A 15,698-nucleotide genomic window follows, 5' to 3' on the forward strand; every position below is an offset into this window, starting at 1 on the left:
CACGGGCGTCCTGCGGAAGGCGCTTCGGTACCGGGCCAGGCGAACGACCCGCGCGCGGGTGGCTTCGGGCACGGGTAGGCACCACACTGCTGAATGTGAATGAGCGGGTGAGCTCCACCTCCGAGGCCTCGACCGAGCAGGCGCCGTCGCAAGAGCGGAGGCGTACGCCCACGTCCACATCGGAACAGGCGATCGGTGACACGCGGAGCGCGGATCTCCCGCCGGTCGGCAACGCCGCGCTGGCCCGCCTGCTCGGCCCGGGTGATCCCGGCGCGGGCCCACTGCCGCCCGAGGTGCTACTCGCCCTGCAGGGCGGTGCCGGAAACCGCGAGGTGGCCGCCCTGATGTCCGTGCCGCCGGGCGAGGCCGAGGCGCAGCGCACCGAGACGCCGGTGCAGGCACCCACCTCGGACCGGGTGTCGGGCACGCCGCCGGAGGCCGCCGTCGACCAGCAGGGGGCCGCGGCGATGCGGTCGCTCGACGCGGCCGCCGCGCGGCCGGTGTCCGCAACCGCCGCGGTGCCGTCTGGTGTGGAGCGGGGGCCGGCGCCCGCGGTGCCGGCGCCGGTCGCCGTCGCGGTGTCGGCGGACCCCGCCCTGGCGCTGCGCGACGCCGCGCTGGCCTCGGCCGAGCAGGCCACCGACGACCTGGCGGCGCTCGCCGCGACCACACCAGGCGCGGTGACCTTCGCCGCCGGCGACGCGGCCGCCGAGGCCGGCGCGCTCGTGTCGGAGTTCCTGGCCTCGATCGGCGCACGGGCCGCCGCGCTGTCCGCGACCGGCACCGCCCTCGCCGCGGAGTACCGGGCCACCGCCGAGGCGGCCACCGGCCGGATCCGGGCCGCCGCGCAGGAGCGGACCCTCGCCGTCACCGGGCACGTGGCCCAGCTCGTCACCGCGGCGCAGTCCAATGCGGTGGGGGCGTCCGTCGCCGTCGCGGCACGGCGCGACGCCGCGCGGGCTGCGGTGGCCGCCGCGACCGCCGGCGCCCGCGAGCGGCTGGAGGCCGGGTACCGGAACTCGCTCGCGGTGGTCGACGCGCGGCTGGCCACGCACCTGGCGGAGATCGACGCGAAGTACGCCGCCGGCGACGCCCTGTTCCGGACCTGCGGCAGGACGATCGGCGACGAGGCGCGGGCGACCGGTACGCAGATGGCCGAGGCGTACATGGTCGGGGTCAAGGACGAGAGCGACGGCTTCTGGGACGGGCCGCTCACGTACAACCGGGCCAAGGCACGCCGGGACACCGCCCGGGAGATGTCCGCCGCGTACGCCACGGGTCTGGCCGGCGAGGCCGGCAAGCAGGCCGACCAGGCACAGGCGGGACGCGCTCGCGACATCGCCGCCGCGCAGGCCACCGCCGGGCAGGCCCGCACCGCGCTGACCCGGCAGCACGCGAGCGGCCTGGCCACGGTGGAGCAGGCGGACACGGAGGCGTTGCGGCGGGCCGACGACGCGTACGCGGCGCTGACCGCCGCGATTGCCGAGGGCCGCACCGGCGGGCAGTCGATGCTCGGCGGGCTCGAGACCGCCCTGGCCGCGAACATCCTCTCCGCTGCGCAGGCGCAGGCCGCCGAGGTCGAGCATCAGGCGGCCCTGCTGGTCTCGGCGACCGCGCAGCGGTTCGGCGAGGCCGTGCAGGGTCTGCTCGCGATCGGCGCGCAGGTGTCCGCCGTCCTGCAGGGTGCGCCGGCGCCGGACCGGGGCGCGCTGAGCGCGGGCCTGGCGGAGGCCACCACCCAGATGGACGCCGGGCTGGCCGTCTTCGAGGCGCAGGTCGTCCAGGCCCGGGCGGCGGGTGTCGAGCAGCTGGCGCAGGCGGGGCAGACGGTGGTCACCGGCATCGGCGCGTCGACGCAGCAGGGGCTCGACGCGGCCACGTCCGGCGGCGCCGACCTCGACGGCACGGTACGCGACGTGGCCGGCGCCGGCGAGGACGCCCTCGGGTCGGTCGAGCAGCAGCACGCCAGCGGCCTCGCGACGATCACGGCGGCGGCGGACAGCGGGTACGGCGACGTGGTCGCCGGCGTGGACAAGGCGTTCGGGGACATCGCGCGCTCGCTGGACCTGGGGTTCGCGCAGAGCGCCGCGGGGCTGGATCACGGCCTGCACGGTGCACTGGCGAGGATGCCCGGCGAGATCCGTACCCGGGCGGAGGAGAACGCGGCGAGGGTGCCGCCGCGGTGGAAGAAGATCGTCAAGTGGGCCCTGATCGTCGCCGTAGTTGTCGCGGTCGCCCTGGTCGCCGGCCCGTTCGTGATCGGCGCGGTCGGCGCGGCGCTGGGCACCGGCGCGATCGCCACGGGCGTCATCGCCGGCGCGATCGTCGGCGCGGCGACCGGCGCGACCATCCAGGTCATCAACAACTGGGAGCAGAGCCGGCCGCTCTCCGAGGGCGTCGCCCGCGCGGCGCTGGTCGGCGGGATCGGCGGCGCGGTGGGTGGCGGCTTCGGCGCCTACTTCACCGCCGCCGCGCAGGCCGGCACCACCGTCGTGAACACGGCGTTCCGGCAGTTCGTCGCGGACACGGCGCTCAACGTGGTCACCGAGACGGTCATCAACGTGGTCGCCACGGGCCAGTTCAGTTGGGAGGCGCTGGGCATGGCGGTGGTCTCCTCGGTGGCGGTGGGGCTGGGCATGCGCGGCGCGGGCGGGCTGAAGTCGGTACAGGGCGTCCAGGGCCGGTCGATGGGCCTGGGCGAGTCCTTCGGCGGCGCGGTCCGCGGCGTCGGCGGCGCGACCGTCAACGTCGGCGCCGGGGCGGCACCCGCGCCGCGGCGGACCGACGTGGACTGGAACGACCCGAACGTGCAGCGGGCGCTCGGCATCGAGATCGACCCGGCCACCGGGCAGCTGCGGCCGACCGGCGCGAAGCTGGACAAGCCGGGGCAGCTCGAGGTCGATCCGCAGCAGGGCGCCTTCGACCCGGCGCATCCGAACGGCGGGCCGTACCGCGGCGAGCTGGGACAGGTCAAGGGCGGCGAGTACGCGCCGGAGGGCGTCTTCGAGGTCACCACCCAGCCCACGTACGCGGTGCGGGTCGGCCCCCCGGGCTCCTGGGTCGATCACCTCTTCGCCACGCAGGCCGAGGCCATGGCGTACGCGCAGCAGCTCGCGGCCCGTGGCTCGGCGTACATTCGCGAGACCTCCGCCCTGCCGACCGACTGGCCCAGCGGCGGCGCCGTCGGATCACCCGGCAACCCGGTCGACGTGGTCCGCGTCCTGGAGGTCCCGGCGGGCACGCCGACGATCCGGTCGGTGGTCGCGCCGCAGCCGGTCACGCCGGGCCAGCCGCAGGCGCACGCCGGCGGCGGGCCGCAGACCCAGCTGCCGAAGTACATCTTCCCGCGGGATCCGGCCGGCGGGCCGTCGCCGAGCCAGATCGCCGAGTTCCCGGTCGGCGGGTTCACCATGAACCCGCCACAGTCGCGGCTCGCACAGCCGGGCGGCCTGAGCGCCACCGAGGGCACCCGGGTGACCAAGGCGAACGGGCAGCTCGGGCCGCCGGCGCATCCGCTCAGCGAGCACGGCCCCGACGTCTCGCTCACCGACATCCGCAACCAGGTCGTCGTCAAGGGCAAGAGCAAGGCGACCAAGTTCACCGACCGGGCGCGGATGGAGCAGTCGATCGCGGACACGATCGACGCCAAGGCAGCGGAGATCCAGGCCTGGCTGGCGACGAACCCGCCGGCCGGCGCGAACAAGTCGTTCGACCACGCACCGGGCCTCGGTAACCTGGGCACCGGCTTCACCAAGAACGCCTCCGGCGGCGCCGACGCCATTCAGGGCTTGCTGGAGAACGTCCGGGTGGTGCTCAAGTCCGACGGCAACGGCGGCTACGTCATCCAGACCGCGTTTCCCTTCTAACCTCGGAGCGACCACGTGAGTGCAGACGAGTTGCGGGACTTCCTCAGCTCCTACTTCGGCGACCAGTCGACCGAGGAGGGAGTCGCGGAGGTGGTCTTCGTGACCGCTGACCACCCCGACTACCACGGCACCTATCTGGGGGTCCTCGACCGGGCGATCGCCGGCGCCGACGACCCCGCCGTGGCCCGGGCGATCCGGGAGAGCTTCGCCGCGTCGGCGGACGACCCGGCGCAGGCGCGGGCCTACCTGCAGAGCGTCCGCGCGGAATACCTGCGGCAGTACGCCGCGGCGACCGGCGCCGCGACCTGATCGTCGCGACGTCCGGGATCCGGCACCCCAGCCGTCACACGATGCGGAGGGCCGGCCGGCTCGACCAGGTGCGCGATCGCTGAGCCGTGCTCGTCCGAAAGCACAGGTCGACTACAGCCTGGCGAAGAACGAAATCGTCGCGGCGTCAGCGGTTGAAGGGGATGGTCTGCAGGCCGGTGCGGCCGCTCTGGTCGGCGTCGACCAGTCCCTGGTCGACGGTCAGGATGCCGAATTGCCCCTGTAGCTGGAACTGGCCGGAGTCACCGGCCGGCACCACCCCCCAGGTCTGCGCGGGGTCGCCGTCGCGGCACGGCTGCAGGACCAGCGGCGCCTGCGGCGTGTCGGTGACGCAGGAACCGGGCCGCGCCGGCGGGGCGATCACCACCCGGTTGCGAGCTGTCACCGGCGCGGGCACGAGCGACATCTCGGTGGACGCGTCCTTGGCCGCGCCGGTGAAGTCGACCACGTCGCCCGGGCCGACCTGCATCCACAGGTCCACGCCGTCGTCGGCGACGTCGATCAGGACCCCGGTCTCCAGGTCGACGCCGAGCTCGCGCAGCTGGCTCACGTTCGACGACTTGGTGCCGCGCTTCGGCGGCGCGGATGCGGAGGTGGACGGCGGCGCGGAGGCGGACGGGCCGGGGGTGCCCGAGGCGGCCGGGGTCGGCGGCCCGCCGGGGTCGCGGGCCAGGGCCGTGCCGATGCCGACCGCCGAGATCAGCACGGCGGCGAACGCGGCGCCGGCCGCCCGATTGCGCCGGCGCCGGGCGGCGCGGCGGCGGACCTCTCCGGCCGGCGCCAGGCCGGCGGTGCGCTGCAGGTGGTCGGCGTATGCGTCGAGGCCCTGCTGGATGCGATCGTCAGACATCGCGGTCCTCCCGGTCCGTCTCGTAGTCGGACAGATGGGCGGCCATGGCCCGGCGCCCGCGGGCCAGCCAGGTGGTGACGGTGCCGGCCGGTACGCCGGTCTCGACATTGATCTCGGCGACGCTCAGCCCCACGAGATGATGCAGGACGATCACCCGGCGCTGGTCCGCGGGGATCCGGCGCAGCGCCGCGACGATCGCGACGTGGTCCGGGCTCAGCGCCTCGACGTGCCCGTCGCCGGCGTCGCGCCGGTGCGCGTACAGCCGGTTGACGGCCTTACGCCATGCGCTCACCGCGTGCCGGTAGGCGACCTGGCGCACCCAGGCCTCGGGGTTGTCGTACCGGCTGATCCGGTGCCAGCGGTTCCAGGCGCGCAGGTACGCCTCGGCCACGGAGTCCTCGGCCTCGGCGCGGCTGCCCACCATCATCGCGACGTGCGCGAGTACGCGACGTGAGGACGTCGCGTAGAAGGTGTCGAAGTCCTCGGCGTCGCGCATGGATGGACGGGCTCCGTCTTCGGCGGGCGAGGCTCAGCTCGCGAACGGGATGGTCTGCAGGCCGGTGCGGCCCGATCCCCCCGTGGTGATCTTCCCGTCCTCGACGCGGATGACGCCGTACTTTCCATGCAATTCGAACTGGCCGGAGTCGCCGGCCGGGACGATCGTCCACACCTGCGCGGCCCGGCCGCTGCGACAGGCCTCGAGCCGCAGCGCGGCGCCGGAGGTGTCCGCGACGCAGTGGCCCGCGCCGACCTCCTCGTTCCAGAACGGCGGCTGGATCAGCACCCGGTTCTTCTCGCGTACCGGCGCGGCCTTGAGCGACATCATGGTCGAGTCGGTCCGGGTGGTGCCGGTGAAGTCGACGCCGCCGCGGCCGACCTGCAGGTAGCGGTCCACGCCGTCGTCCGCGACGTCGATGAGCACGCCCTCGTTCAGGTCGATGCCGAGTCGCTCGAGCTCGCTCAGATCCGAGACCGCGGGCCTCGCCCTGCCCGCGGCGGTGGTCCCGCCCGACTTCTCCGCCGCGGTCGGCGCCGGCGACTCGCCGCTGCCGGCGGCGGTGCCGCCCAGCTTCGCCGCCCCGGCCGCCGGCGGGCGGGCAGCGGTCGCGGAGGGTGCGGCCTGCGGGGCAGCGGTGGTGGTGCAGGCGGACAGCGTGGCGGCGGTGGCGAGGCCGGCGGCTCCGAGGACGAACGATCGCATGTGTGGTGTCTCCTTCGAGGGGTGGTGCTGGTATGCCCCGGACACGCGCCGCACGCCCCGCCGATTTCACCTACTACATAACGAACAGATAACGGGCCTCACCCGATGTAGGCGAGCGCGAAGCCGACGGTCGGCACCCCGAAGAGCACCGAGACCACGGCCAGCCTGGCGATCGTCGGGCGGCGGGTGAGCATCGCGTACGCGGCCAGTAGCACCGGCGCCATGACCAGCTGCGCCGTGAGCGTCGACCGGGGCACCAGCACGTCGAGCGCGGCGCACACGATCGAGACGGCCAGCGCGCAGCCCCACAGCGCGACCCCGATGCGGTGCGCGAGCCGGTGGCCGTAGCGGACCGCGAACGTGGTGTAACCGGCATCGCGGTCGGCGGCGAGGTCGGTCACCGTCGTCGGCACGTAGAGCGCGGCGGCGAACAGGACGCCGATCAGCGCGAACTGCCACGGGAACCCCCACGGCGGCCGGGTGATCGCCCAGCCCGCCGCCGGCGACACCACGCCGACCACCAGCGCGTTCACCGCGACGTCCCAGCCCGGCCGGGTCTTCAGCCGCAGCGGCGGCACGCTGTACGCCCAGCCGAGCACCAGCACCCCGGCGACGCCGAGCACGAACAGCGGCCCCACGAACAGGGCGACGGCGACGCTGGCGAGTGCGAGCAGCGCGTACCAGATGCGCAGACGGTGGGCCGAGACCGCGCCGGTGACCAGGGGTGCGGTGGCCTTGCGCGGGTTCATCCGGTCGCTGGGCAGGTCGTGGAGGTCGTTCTGGGCGAGGACGGCACCCCAGATCAGCGGGCCGAGGACGAGCAGCGCCGCCGCGGCCCGCGGCGCGTCGGCCCGACTCGGCAGCCAGGCGTGTCCGGCCAGGACGGTGCCGAGGTATGCGGGCACCCATGAGACCGGCCAGAACCACGGCCGCGAGACCGCGAGCAGCAGTACGGTCGGGCGTTGCAGCACCGTGGTCATGCCCGCATCATTCGCGCCGGCGGCTGTGCGCGCGCTGAAGGGTGCCTCGGGTGACGCCTGGATCACCCCCAGCACCGTGCGGTACTCCCGAAGATCGCCCGGTGCGGCCGGGTCGTAGAACCACCGAACACACACGTTGACACGAAATGCCAAGCAAGCAAACATAGACACACCTGGATTGAATGTGTCCTCTCGACCGGTCCGGCCTGTGCTTGCGATATGCGCCGTGCTACCGATGTGCCTGACCAACAGGAGCGGCCCGATGCGCCGTACGTTCTTGGCCCTTGTCCTTGCCGGCGCCATGTTCGGCCCGCCTGCGGTCGCCGCACCGGCCGGTGGCGTCGCCGCCGAGCCGTCCCGGGCGGAGATGCGCGCCGCGACCGCAGCCGCCGCGACGGCCCGGGCGGCGCTCAGTAGGGCGGTTGATCCGACCGGTGGACCGAAGACCAGCGAGGACGTCTACCGGTACCTGGAGAATCCGCAGCTGACCGGCGAGGGTCAGCAGCCGCCGCACTCCGACCTGCGGCCTTACGCCGGCGCGGCGGCCGCGATCGCCGACGTGTCCGAACACAGTGCCCGCAATCCCAACGTGGCGCCTCTCGACGGCGACTGGAAGCTGAAGATATTCAATCGACCTGACGACGTGCCTCCGGCCTTTCACGCGGCCGGCTTCGACGCCTCGTCCTGGCCGACGGCCAAGGTCCCGCACACCTGGCAGTCGGACTTCATCGACCATCCGATGTTCCGCAACATCCCCGAGGAGATCTCGCCGGACAGCCCGCCGAACGTGCCGCGCGACGTCAACCCGACCGGGGCGTACCTGCGCACCTTCGATCTGTCCCCGCAGTGGGACGGCGACCGGGTGTTCCTGCGCTTCGAGGGTGTCACCAGTGGCTACCTGGTCTGGGTCAACGGCGGCTACGTCGGATACGACCAGGGCGGCTACACGCCGGCCGAGTTCGACGTCACGGAGCGGCTGCATCCCGGCCGCAACCAGATCGCCGTGCAGGTGCATCGCTGGGGATCCGGCGCCTACCTGGAGGACTACGACCAGTGGCGGTTCAGCGGCATCTTCCGCAGCGTCTCGCTCTACCGCACCGGGCAGACCCGCCTGCAGGACGCGTACATCACGACCGATCTTGATGCGGACCACCGCGACGCCATCCTGCGGGCCCGGGTCGACGTGGCACGCAGTGCCCGCGGTGTTCCCGGCCGCTACGTCGTTCGGGGGACGCTGCGCGACGCCGGGAAGAGGATCGTGACGACCCTGACGGCCCCCGTCGACCTGACCGCCGACGGCACCAGCACACAGGTCACCCTCACCGGCCGGGTCGCCGACCCGGCGAAGTGGAGCGCCGAGGAGCCGAACCTGTACTCGCTGGTGCTGGAGCTGGTCGGGCCGGACGGCCGGTCCCTGCACATCACCGCGCAGGCGATCGGCTTCCGCGAGATCGAGGTACGCGACAAGCAGATCCTCGTCAACGGCGGACGCATCATGGTCAAGGGCACCAACCGGGCCGAGACCGATCCGGACACCGGGCGGTACAACACCCGTCAGCGCCAGCGCGACGACGTCTTCGGAATGAAAAGGCTGCACCTCAACGCGGTACGGACCTCGCACTACCCGTCGGATCCGTACCTCTACAAGCTCGCCGACAAGCACGGGCTGTGGATCGACGACGAGGTGGACATCGAGACCCACGCCCACGAGAGCTGCCCCTCGGCCTGCCTCGCCGCCAAGCCGGAGTGGCAGGCCGCGTTCGCCGACCGCTTCCAGGCGATGGTCGCCCGGGACAAGAACCACCCCAGCGTGCTCATGTGGGACACCGGCAACGAGGCCGGCCTCGGCACCGCGCACTACGCGATGGCCGCGTGGGCCGACGCCAACGAGCCGACCAGGCTGCTGTACCACCAGTCGAACAGCCCGGACGGTGATGCACCTTTCGCCGATGTGGATGGCCCCCGCTACAACACGCCGGCGCGCCTGGCCGCCCGCACGAACAACTCCGCCAAGCCGATCGTGATGGGCGAGTACGCACACGCGATGGGCAACGGGCTCGGCAACTTCGACCAGTTCTGGGCACTCGCCCGGCGCAACCCGCAGATGCAGGGCGGCTTCATCTGGGACTGGGCCGAGCAGAACCTGCGCCAGCCGCTGGTGTTCACGCCGGACTCGTCGAAGAACAGGATCCAGACGTTCCTGGTCGGCAAGGCCACCGCGGCCCCCGGCCGGCGCGGCCAGGCGGTCGACCTCTCCAGCCTGGACGACTTCGTCGACGTCTTCCGCGACCGCCGGCTCGACCTCACCGGTCCGCTGACCCTCGACAGCTGGGTCAAGCCGGGAGAATGGGCCGGCAGCTTCCCGATCCTCACCAAGGGCCAGGGGTACGGGCTGCAGATGCGCGACCGCGACACGCTGGAGTTCGGCGTCGACGCCGGCGGGTGGGCCACCGCGTCCGCCGACGTGCCGCCCGACTGGTACGGCAACTGGCACCGGGTCTCCGGCGTCTACGACGGTGCGGCGCTGCGGCTGTACATAGACGGCCGGGAGGCGGCGACCACGCCGCGCACCGGGGCGGTCGATCCCGGCCTGTTCGAGGTCAACCTCGGCCACAACGCGGAGACCCAGCGGGACAACGACCTGTGGAGCGTCCGGCTGGCACGGGGGCTGATCGACGACGCCCGCGTCTACGCCGCCGCGCTGACCCCGGCCCAGCTCGCCGGCGACCCCACCGGGCAGGCCGTCCTCGCGCTGAACTTCGACACGTTCCAGCGCAAGGGCGACTTCCTCAGCCTCGGTATCAGCCTGTCGGGCACCGACGGCCTCGTCGGCTCCGATCGGTACCTGCAGCCGGAGGTCCGGGAGATGGCGTGGGCACAGGCGCCGATCCGGTTCACCGTCGTGGACGCCGTGAACGGCAGGATCCGGGTACACAACGAGCAGCAGGCCGGCGCCTTCCGGCTCCGGCTGCGCTACCAGGTCATCGAGCAGGCCCGCACGATCCGTTCCGGCAGCCGGCCCCTCACGCTGGCTCCCGGCCAGGCCGTCGACCTCGACCTCGGCGGGGTGCCGGCCAACCCGGACGACCGGGAGCGGTTCCTCAGCATCAGCGCCGAGACCACCACCGACACCGTCTGGGCGAAGCGCGGGTGGATCGCCGGGTACGACCAGTTCTCCGTCGGCGGTCGCTCGGTGCCCGGCATCCTGCCGGCACCGGTCAACGGCGCGCCCGCCGTGACGACCCGCGGCGACGTGCTGACCGTCTCCGGCCCCGGCTGGGCGTACCGCTTCGACAGCGGCGACCTTGCCTCGATGAAGGCGCACGGGCGGGAACTGCTCGTGGGTGGACCGCGCCTGGACGCGTACCGGCCGCCGACAAGCAACGAGACCTACGACTGGGGCACCGACGACCGCCGCATCTGGCACGACATCGGCCTCGACCGCCTGCAGACCACGATCACCGACGTGCGGATCAGCACCGAATCGGACGCCGTCGTGGTGGAGGTACGCAGCACCGTCGCCGGGGCCGGCACCGCCGCCCTGCTCTCCTTCGATCAGTCGATGCGGTACCGCATCGACCGGCGGGGCACCGTCACGCTGAAGCAGGACGTGGTCCCGAGGGGCAGCCGCGTCGGCTCCCTGCCCTACCTGCCCCGGATCGGCGTCCAACTGCGGCTGCCGGACGAGATGCAACGGTTCGCGTTCTACGGCCGCGGCCCGCACGAGTCGTACAACGACCGGCGTAGCGGTGCACCGATGGGCGTCTACCGCAGCACCGTCGACGGGGAGTACGTCCGCTACTCCCGTCCGCAGGCGTACGGCAACCACACCGACACCCGGTGGGCGTCGCTCAACGACGGACGTTCCGGGCTGCTCGTCGGCGGCATGAGGGACGTCAGCGTCACACCCTACGATGACCTGGACCGGGCCGAGTACGACCACCAGCTGCCACTGGTCCACAACAACGGCTGGGTGACCCTGCACGCGGAGGCCGGAGAGACCGGCATGGGTGAGACGCCGAACTCGGTACTCGACCCGTTCAGCCTCTCGCCGACCAGGCCGTACTCCCACGAGCTGGTGCTGCGCCCATTGACCCGGGCCGAGGTCGCCGTCGGCGGCGTGCCGGACTCCGACGTGGCGGCGCCCTGCCCGCCGGACGTCACCGCGACCACCGACGGTCAGATCGTGGCCGGCACGGGAGAGACCGTGGAGATCAAGGTGTCGGCCCGGTGCGCCGGAGGGCTGCGCGCGGCCACCGTCCGGCTCGCCGCGCCGGAGGGCTGGACGGTGACCCCGGCTCAGGCCGACCTCGGCGACGTCGCCACGGGCAGCCCGGAGACGACGGCGTTCACCGTCATCGCCCCGGCCGGCACGGACTTCGGCAGCTACGACCTGACCGCCTCCGTCACCTCCAGCACGGCATCCGGCTTCACCACCACGGTCGCCGCCACCACGACCACCCAGGCGCCGCTGCCGGCCGGCTGGGAATGGCTCAGCGACCGGCCGTATGTGCAGCAGGCGAACGGCTGGGGCCCGGTCGAGAAGGACCGCAGCAACGGCGAGCAGGGAGCCACCGACGGTCGCACGCTGACCATCGCCGGCGTCACCTACGGCAAGGGCCTCGGCGTGCACGCCGTGTCCAACGTGCTGGTGGAGCTGGGCGGAGACTGCACCCGCTTCCGGTCCGATGTGGGCGTCGACGACGAAGCGTCCGGCTCGGTCGGCTTCGAGGTCTGGGTCGACGGGGTACGCAAGGCGCAGAGCACGATCCTCACCGGGGCCGGCGGGGCTGAACGAATGGACGTCGACCTCACCGGCGGCCGGCGGATGGAGCTGCGGGTCACCGACGGCGGCAACGGTGTCGGCAGCGACCACGGTGACTGGGCCGCGGCCCGGCTCACCTGCTTCTGACGTACCGCCGTCGTGGCTCCAGCGGGATCGCGGCCGAGGAAGCGCTCGGCGACCACGGTGGGTCGCTCGACGACCCGGCCCGCCGCCAGATCGCGGGCCAGCCGAGCGCCCACGGAGCACCCACGACAGATCGGGCGGGTGTCTGGCGGCAGGTTCGCCAGGCGTCGCAGGGTCAGCGACGTGACTGGTGTGGGTGCCGGTCGTGGTGTGTCCGGGACTGGCTCGGTCTGGGAGGCCTTTCGGGCCTCGATCGCGACGGCTTCAGCGGTCAAGGCTCCGGCGGACAGTGCGGCGTGGATCCCGGCGACGGCGACCCCGACCAGCCCGCGCACGCCACCGCCATCGAGGCCCTGGTGTCGGCACCGGCAGCTGGAGCGCCAGTTCCGCGCCGACCGGGCCGTTCTGCCTGGTGCTCCGGATCGTTGAGCCCATGGCCTACGGCACCGACTTCACCGATGTGGCGGCCGACGTCACCGACGTCGCCTTCGAGCCGGTGCCGGCCCCGGCGGGGTAGAACGGCGAGTAGAACTAGAGCATGGACGTTCTTGTCGCCGGCGGACACGGCCGGATCGCGCTCCGCCTGCTCAGGCTCCTCGCGGAACAGGGCCACACCGCACGCGGACTGATCCGCTCGCCCAGCCAGGCCGCCGACCTCACCGCGGTCGGTGCGGTCCCGGTGATCGGCGATCTCGATAACGACGAGACGCTGGACGCGTACGTGAAGGGTGCGGACGCCGTGGTGTTCGCGGCCGGCGCCGGACCGGGCAGCGGGCCCGCCCGCAAGCGCACGGTCGACCTGGGCGGCGCGGTCAAGCTGGCCGACGCGGCCCGCTCGACGGGGGTACGCCGGTACGTGATGGTCTCGTCGATCGGCGCGGACCGCCCGGAGGCGGCGGACGAGTCGATGCGCCCGTACCTGCGGGCCAAGGCGGAGGCCGACGACTACGTACGGGCCAGCGGCCTGGACTTCACGATCGTGCGGCCGGGCTCGCTCACCGACGACCCGGGCACCGGGCTGGTACGGGTCGCAACCGAGCTGGGCAACCGTGGATCGGTACCCCGCGACGACGTGGCCGCGGTCCTCGCCGCGGTGCTGGCGACGCCGGCCACGATCGGCAAGACGTTCGAGATCTTCACCGGCGATACCCCGATCCCCGAGGCGCTCTCCGGTCTCTAGCCGCGCCGGTTTCAGGCGCTAGCGGCGGTCAGCGTCGTCGCGGGTGGTGCCCGCCGCGGGCGCGGTCGCGATACTCATCGTCGGCTCGGTCGTCGCGGGCGGTGGATCCGCCGCCCGCGAGCGCGGCGACCAGGTAGTGCTCGGCGTCTTGGCGCCGGTCGGTCCCGGCCTGCAGGGCGCGGCCTTGTTCGGCGGCGACGCCTTCGGCCTGCCCGCGGCGGTGTTCGGCGTCGGCGGCGCGCCGGTTCGCGTCGTCGACGTCATGACCGGCCTGGTCCCGGGTCTGCTGTTCGGCCTCGACGGCGAGGTCGCGGGCGGCGAGGGCCTTGCGCCCGCGGTAGCCTCTGGCCTGCTCGTCGGTGTGGCCTCACTCGTCCTCGTTGGCCGTGCGATCGCGATCGGCCGGCAGGCGAATCGGGAAGCGGTAGCCGCACGAGCCGCGATCGCCACCGAACGCCGACTCACTTTCGAACTCGAGGTGCTCCGCGAGCTGATCGCGCTGCTCGACGCCGGGCAGCTCATCGGCAAGACGGCAAGTTCCGGCACCGCGCTGCGCGCCTACCGCGGCCGCCTGGCGATGCTGCCCGACAGCGATCTCCCGGATCGGGCGACCGGGTGGCTGAACTCCGGCGCCGCGACGTGCCCGCAGGTAGGCGCGGGGCAGGTCAGGGGCGGGCCGGTGGGTGCTCGGCTGGACGGCGTCCCCAGGCCGAGATCAGCGGCGCGAGTGTCAGGTCGAGTTCGCCGGCGTGGATGGCGTCACCGCCGTCGCCGAGCCGGACGAAGAGTAGTCAACTAGCCCGGGTTCGATGCGGCAGCGGCAGGGCCAGTCCCGGGTGGCGCTGACTTGCTGAATCGCCTCGTCAGCTGACGCTGGTTCCTGAGCCCTGGCCCGGCTGCCCCGGCAACGCGCTCGCCGGGGCGATAGGTTTCGTCCCCGGCGACCGGGGGCACCGAATGCGTCCGTGGAAAGCGGACAAGTGATCGCCGGGCGCTACCGGCTCCGGGAGCAACTCGGCCGGGGCGGGATGTCGGTCGTCTGGCGGGCCGACGATGACGTGCTGGGCCGCGAGGTGGCGGTCAAGGTGCTGTCCGCCCGCCTGGCTGGCGACCCCCAGCAGCGGCGATTGATCCGTGACGAGGCGCGGGCTGCGGCGCGGCTGCGGCACGCGAATGTCGTCGCCGTATACGACTACGGCGAGTTCACCGACGCGGGCTGCGCGCTGTCGTACGTCGTGATGGAGCTTGCGGACGGCCGGACCCTTGCCGACATGCTGACCGGCGGCAGGCTCCCGTGGAAAGTCGCGACGCTGGTCGGCGCCCAGGTCGCTGCTGCCCTGGCCGCGGCTCACGCCGACGGCATCGTGCACCGCGACGTCAAACCCGCGAACGTCATGGTGACCAGCGCGGGGGTGAAGCTGGTCGACTTCGGTATCTCGGCTGCGATCGGCGCGCTGGACGGCGCCGACGGCCAGCTCCTGGGCACCCCGGCCTATCTCGCGCCGGAGCGTATCGAGGGTGGCCCGGTCCAGCCGGCGACCGACGTGTACGCCCTCGGCCTGCTGATGTATCTGGCGCTGGCCGGGCAGATGCCGTGGGAAGCGTCGACCGTCACCCAGATGGTCAAAGCGCACGTGTACGCGAAACCGGCGGCGTTGCCGGCGATCCCCGGTCTCCCGCCCGTGGTCGCCCGGCTCGTGTCGCGCTGTCTGGCGAAACGACCCGCCGACCGGCCCAGTGCGATCGAGGTATCGGAGGTGCTCGGGGAGGTCGCCGGCCTGCCGTCCTTCGCCCTGCTACGCAGCGTGACCGCCCCGACGGTGGCGCTGCCCTCGGTGACCCGCCGGCCGCGCCACCGGACGCTGCTGATCGCCGCTGGCGTGGCCGCCGCGGCGCTGATCGCCGGTGGCGCCTGGTGGGCCGGTGACCCTCCAGCGAAGCCGGTCACGGCTGAGACGGTCGCGGAGCCCTCCGCTCGCGTGACCACCAGCGCGCCGGCGCCGAGCCCGTCCTCGTCCTCGCGCGCCGTACGGCCGGTGTCCGTGCGAGGGCCCGCTCCGGCGGCGGGCAAGCCGCAGAAGGCAGCGGCCGAGCCGCCGCGGAAGGCGAAGCCGGCCCCGGCCGGCCCGGCAAAGGCGGCCAAGGCCCAGCGGCCGAAGAAGGCCCATAAGAAGTGACCGAGCGGCCCCGTCGGCCGTAGGAGAGGGCTCGTCTAGGCACTAGTCGACGGTGAGGCAACGCGTTTCCCTGCCGGGGCTGAGGTTCCCTGTCCCGTGGTCTGCTACACCACCGGCCCGGTCCCGGTGCATCCGCAACTCTCCCGCCGTGACACCGCTTGAGTTCGGCCGCTCTGTCCTACTGAGCTACGGGGGCATGAACCATTCC

10 protein-coding genes are annotated in these 15,698 nt (G+C 73.1%); 6 read left to right on the forward strand and 4 right to left on the reverse strand.

Going from position 1 to position 15,698, the window contains the following annotated elements; all coding sequences use genetic code 11:
* The first annotated feature begins 95 nt into the window (after positions 1-95).
* Together AB0B58_RS23300 and AB0B58_RS23305 are read left to right on the forward strand one after the other, a co-directional pair.
* Complete coding sequence (locus AB0B58_RS23300; RefSeq protein ID WP_360227089.1) at positions 96-3,866, forward strand: RNase A-like domain-containing protein; 3,771 nt, start codon at positions 96-98, stop codon at positions 3,864-3,866.
* A gap of 15 nt (positions 3,867-3,881) precedes the next feature.
* A complete protein-coding gene (locus AB0B58_RS23305; protein WP_360227092.1) occupies positions 3,882-4,175 on the forward strand; it encodes a hypothetical protein in 294 nt (97 codons plus the stop codon).
* A gap of 145 nt (positions 4,176-4,320) precedes the next feature.
* On the opposite strand, the gene AB0B58_RS23310 is transcribed toward AB0B58_RS23305, so the two are convergent.
* The 4 genes from AB0B58_RS23310 to AB0B58_RS23325 all read right to left on the reverse strand — a co-directional run bounded on the left by AB0B58_RS23310 (position 4,321) and on the right by AB0B58_RS23325 (position 7,359).
* Positions 4,321-5,043 (reverse strand): hypothetical protein, encoded by a 723-nt coding sequence (locus AB0B58_RS23310; protein WP_360227095.1) that lies wholly within the window; start codon positions 5,041-5,043, stop codon positions 4,321-4,323.
* Positions 5,036-5,539, reverse strand: a complete 504-nt coding sequence (locus AB0B58_RS23315) for a SigE family RNA polymerase sigma factor (RefSeq protein ID WP_360227098.1) — start codon at positions 5,537-5,539, stop codon at positions 5,036-5,038. The genes AB0B58_RS23310 and AB0B58_RS23315 overlap by 8 nt, the downstream gene beginning before the upstream one ends.
* Positions 5,540-5,572: 33 nt before the next feature.
* A complete protein-coding gene (locus AB0B58_RS23320) occupies positions 5,573-6,244 on the reverse strand; it encodes a hypothetical protein (protein WP_360227101.1) in 672 nt (223 codons plus the stop codon).
* 98 nt (positions 6,245-6,342) lie between these two features.
* Positions 6,343-7,359, reverse strand: coding sequence for a UbiA prenyltransferase family protein (locus AB0B58_RS23325; RefSeq protein ID WP_360227104.1), 1,017 nt, complete (start codon positions 7,357-7,359; stop codon positions 6,343-6,345).
* A 127-nt stretch (positions 7,360-7,486) separates the two neighbouring features.
* On the opposite strand from AB0B58_RS23325, the gene AB0B58_RS23330 reads away from it, so the two are divergent.
* The 4 genes from AB0B58_RS23330 (at position 7,487) to AB0B58_RS23345 (ending at position 15,490) form a co-directional block, all read left to right on the forward strand.
* Entirely contained in the window at positions 7,487-12,136 is a 4,650-nt protein-coding gene (locus tag AB0B58_RS23330; RefSeq protein ID WP_360227107.1) for a glycoside hydrolase family 2 TIM barrel-domain containing protein, read from the forward strand.
* A gap of 535 nt (positions 12,137-12,671) precedes the next feature.
* Positions 12,672-13,313, forward strand: a complete 642-nt coding sequence (locus tag AB0B58_RS23335) for an SDR family oxidoreductase (protein ID WP_360227110.1) — start codon at positions 12,672-12,674, stop codon at positions 13,311-13,313.
* A gap of 43 nt (positions 13,314-13,356) precedes the next feature.
* Positions 13,357-14,112: a hypothetical protein gene (locus AB0B58_RS23340; protein WP_360227113.1), complete on the forward strand. Its 756-nt coding sequence runs from the start codon at positions 13,357-13,359 to the stop codon at positions 14,110-14,112.
* Between the two features lie 166 nt (positions 14,113-14,278).
* A complete protein-coding gene (locus AB0B58_RS23345; protein ID WP_360227116.1) occupies positions 14,279-15,490 on the forward strand; it encodes a serine/threonine-protein kinase in 1,212 nt (403 codons plus the stop codon).
* Positions 15,491-15,698: the final 208 nt, after the last annotated feature.

Source organism: Actinoplanes sp. NPDC049118, assembly GCF_040648555.1.
In the GTDB taxonomy this organism is placed as follows: Bacteria; Actinomycetota; Actinomycetes; order Mycobacteriales; family Micromonosporaceae; genus Actinoplanes.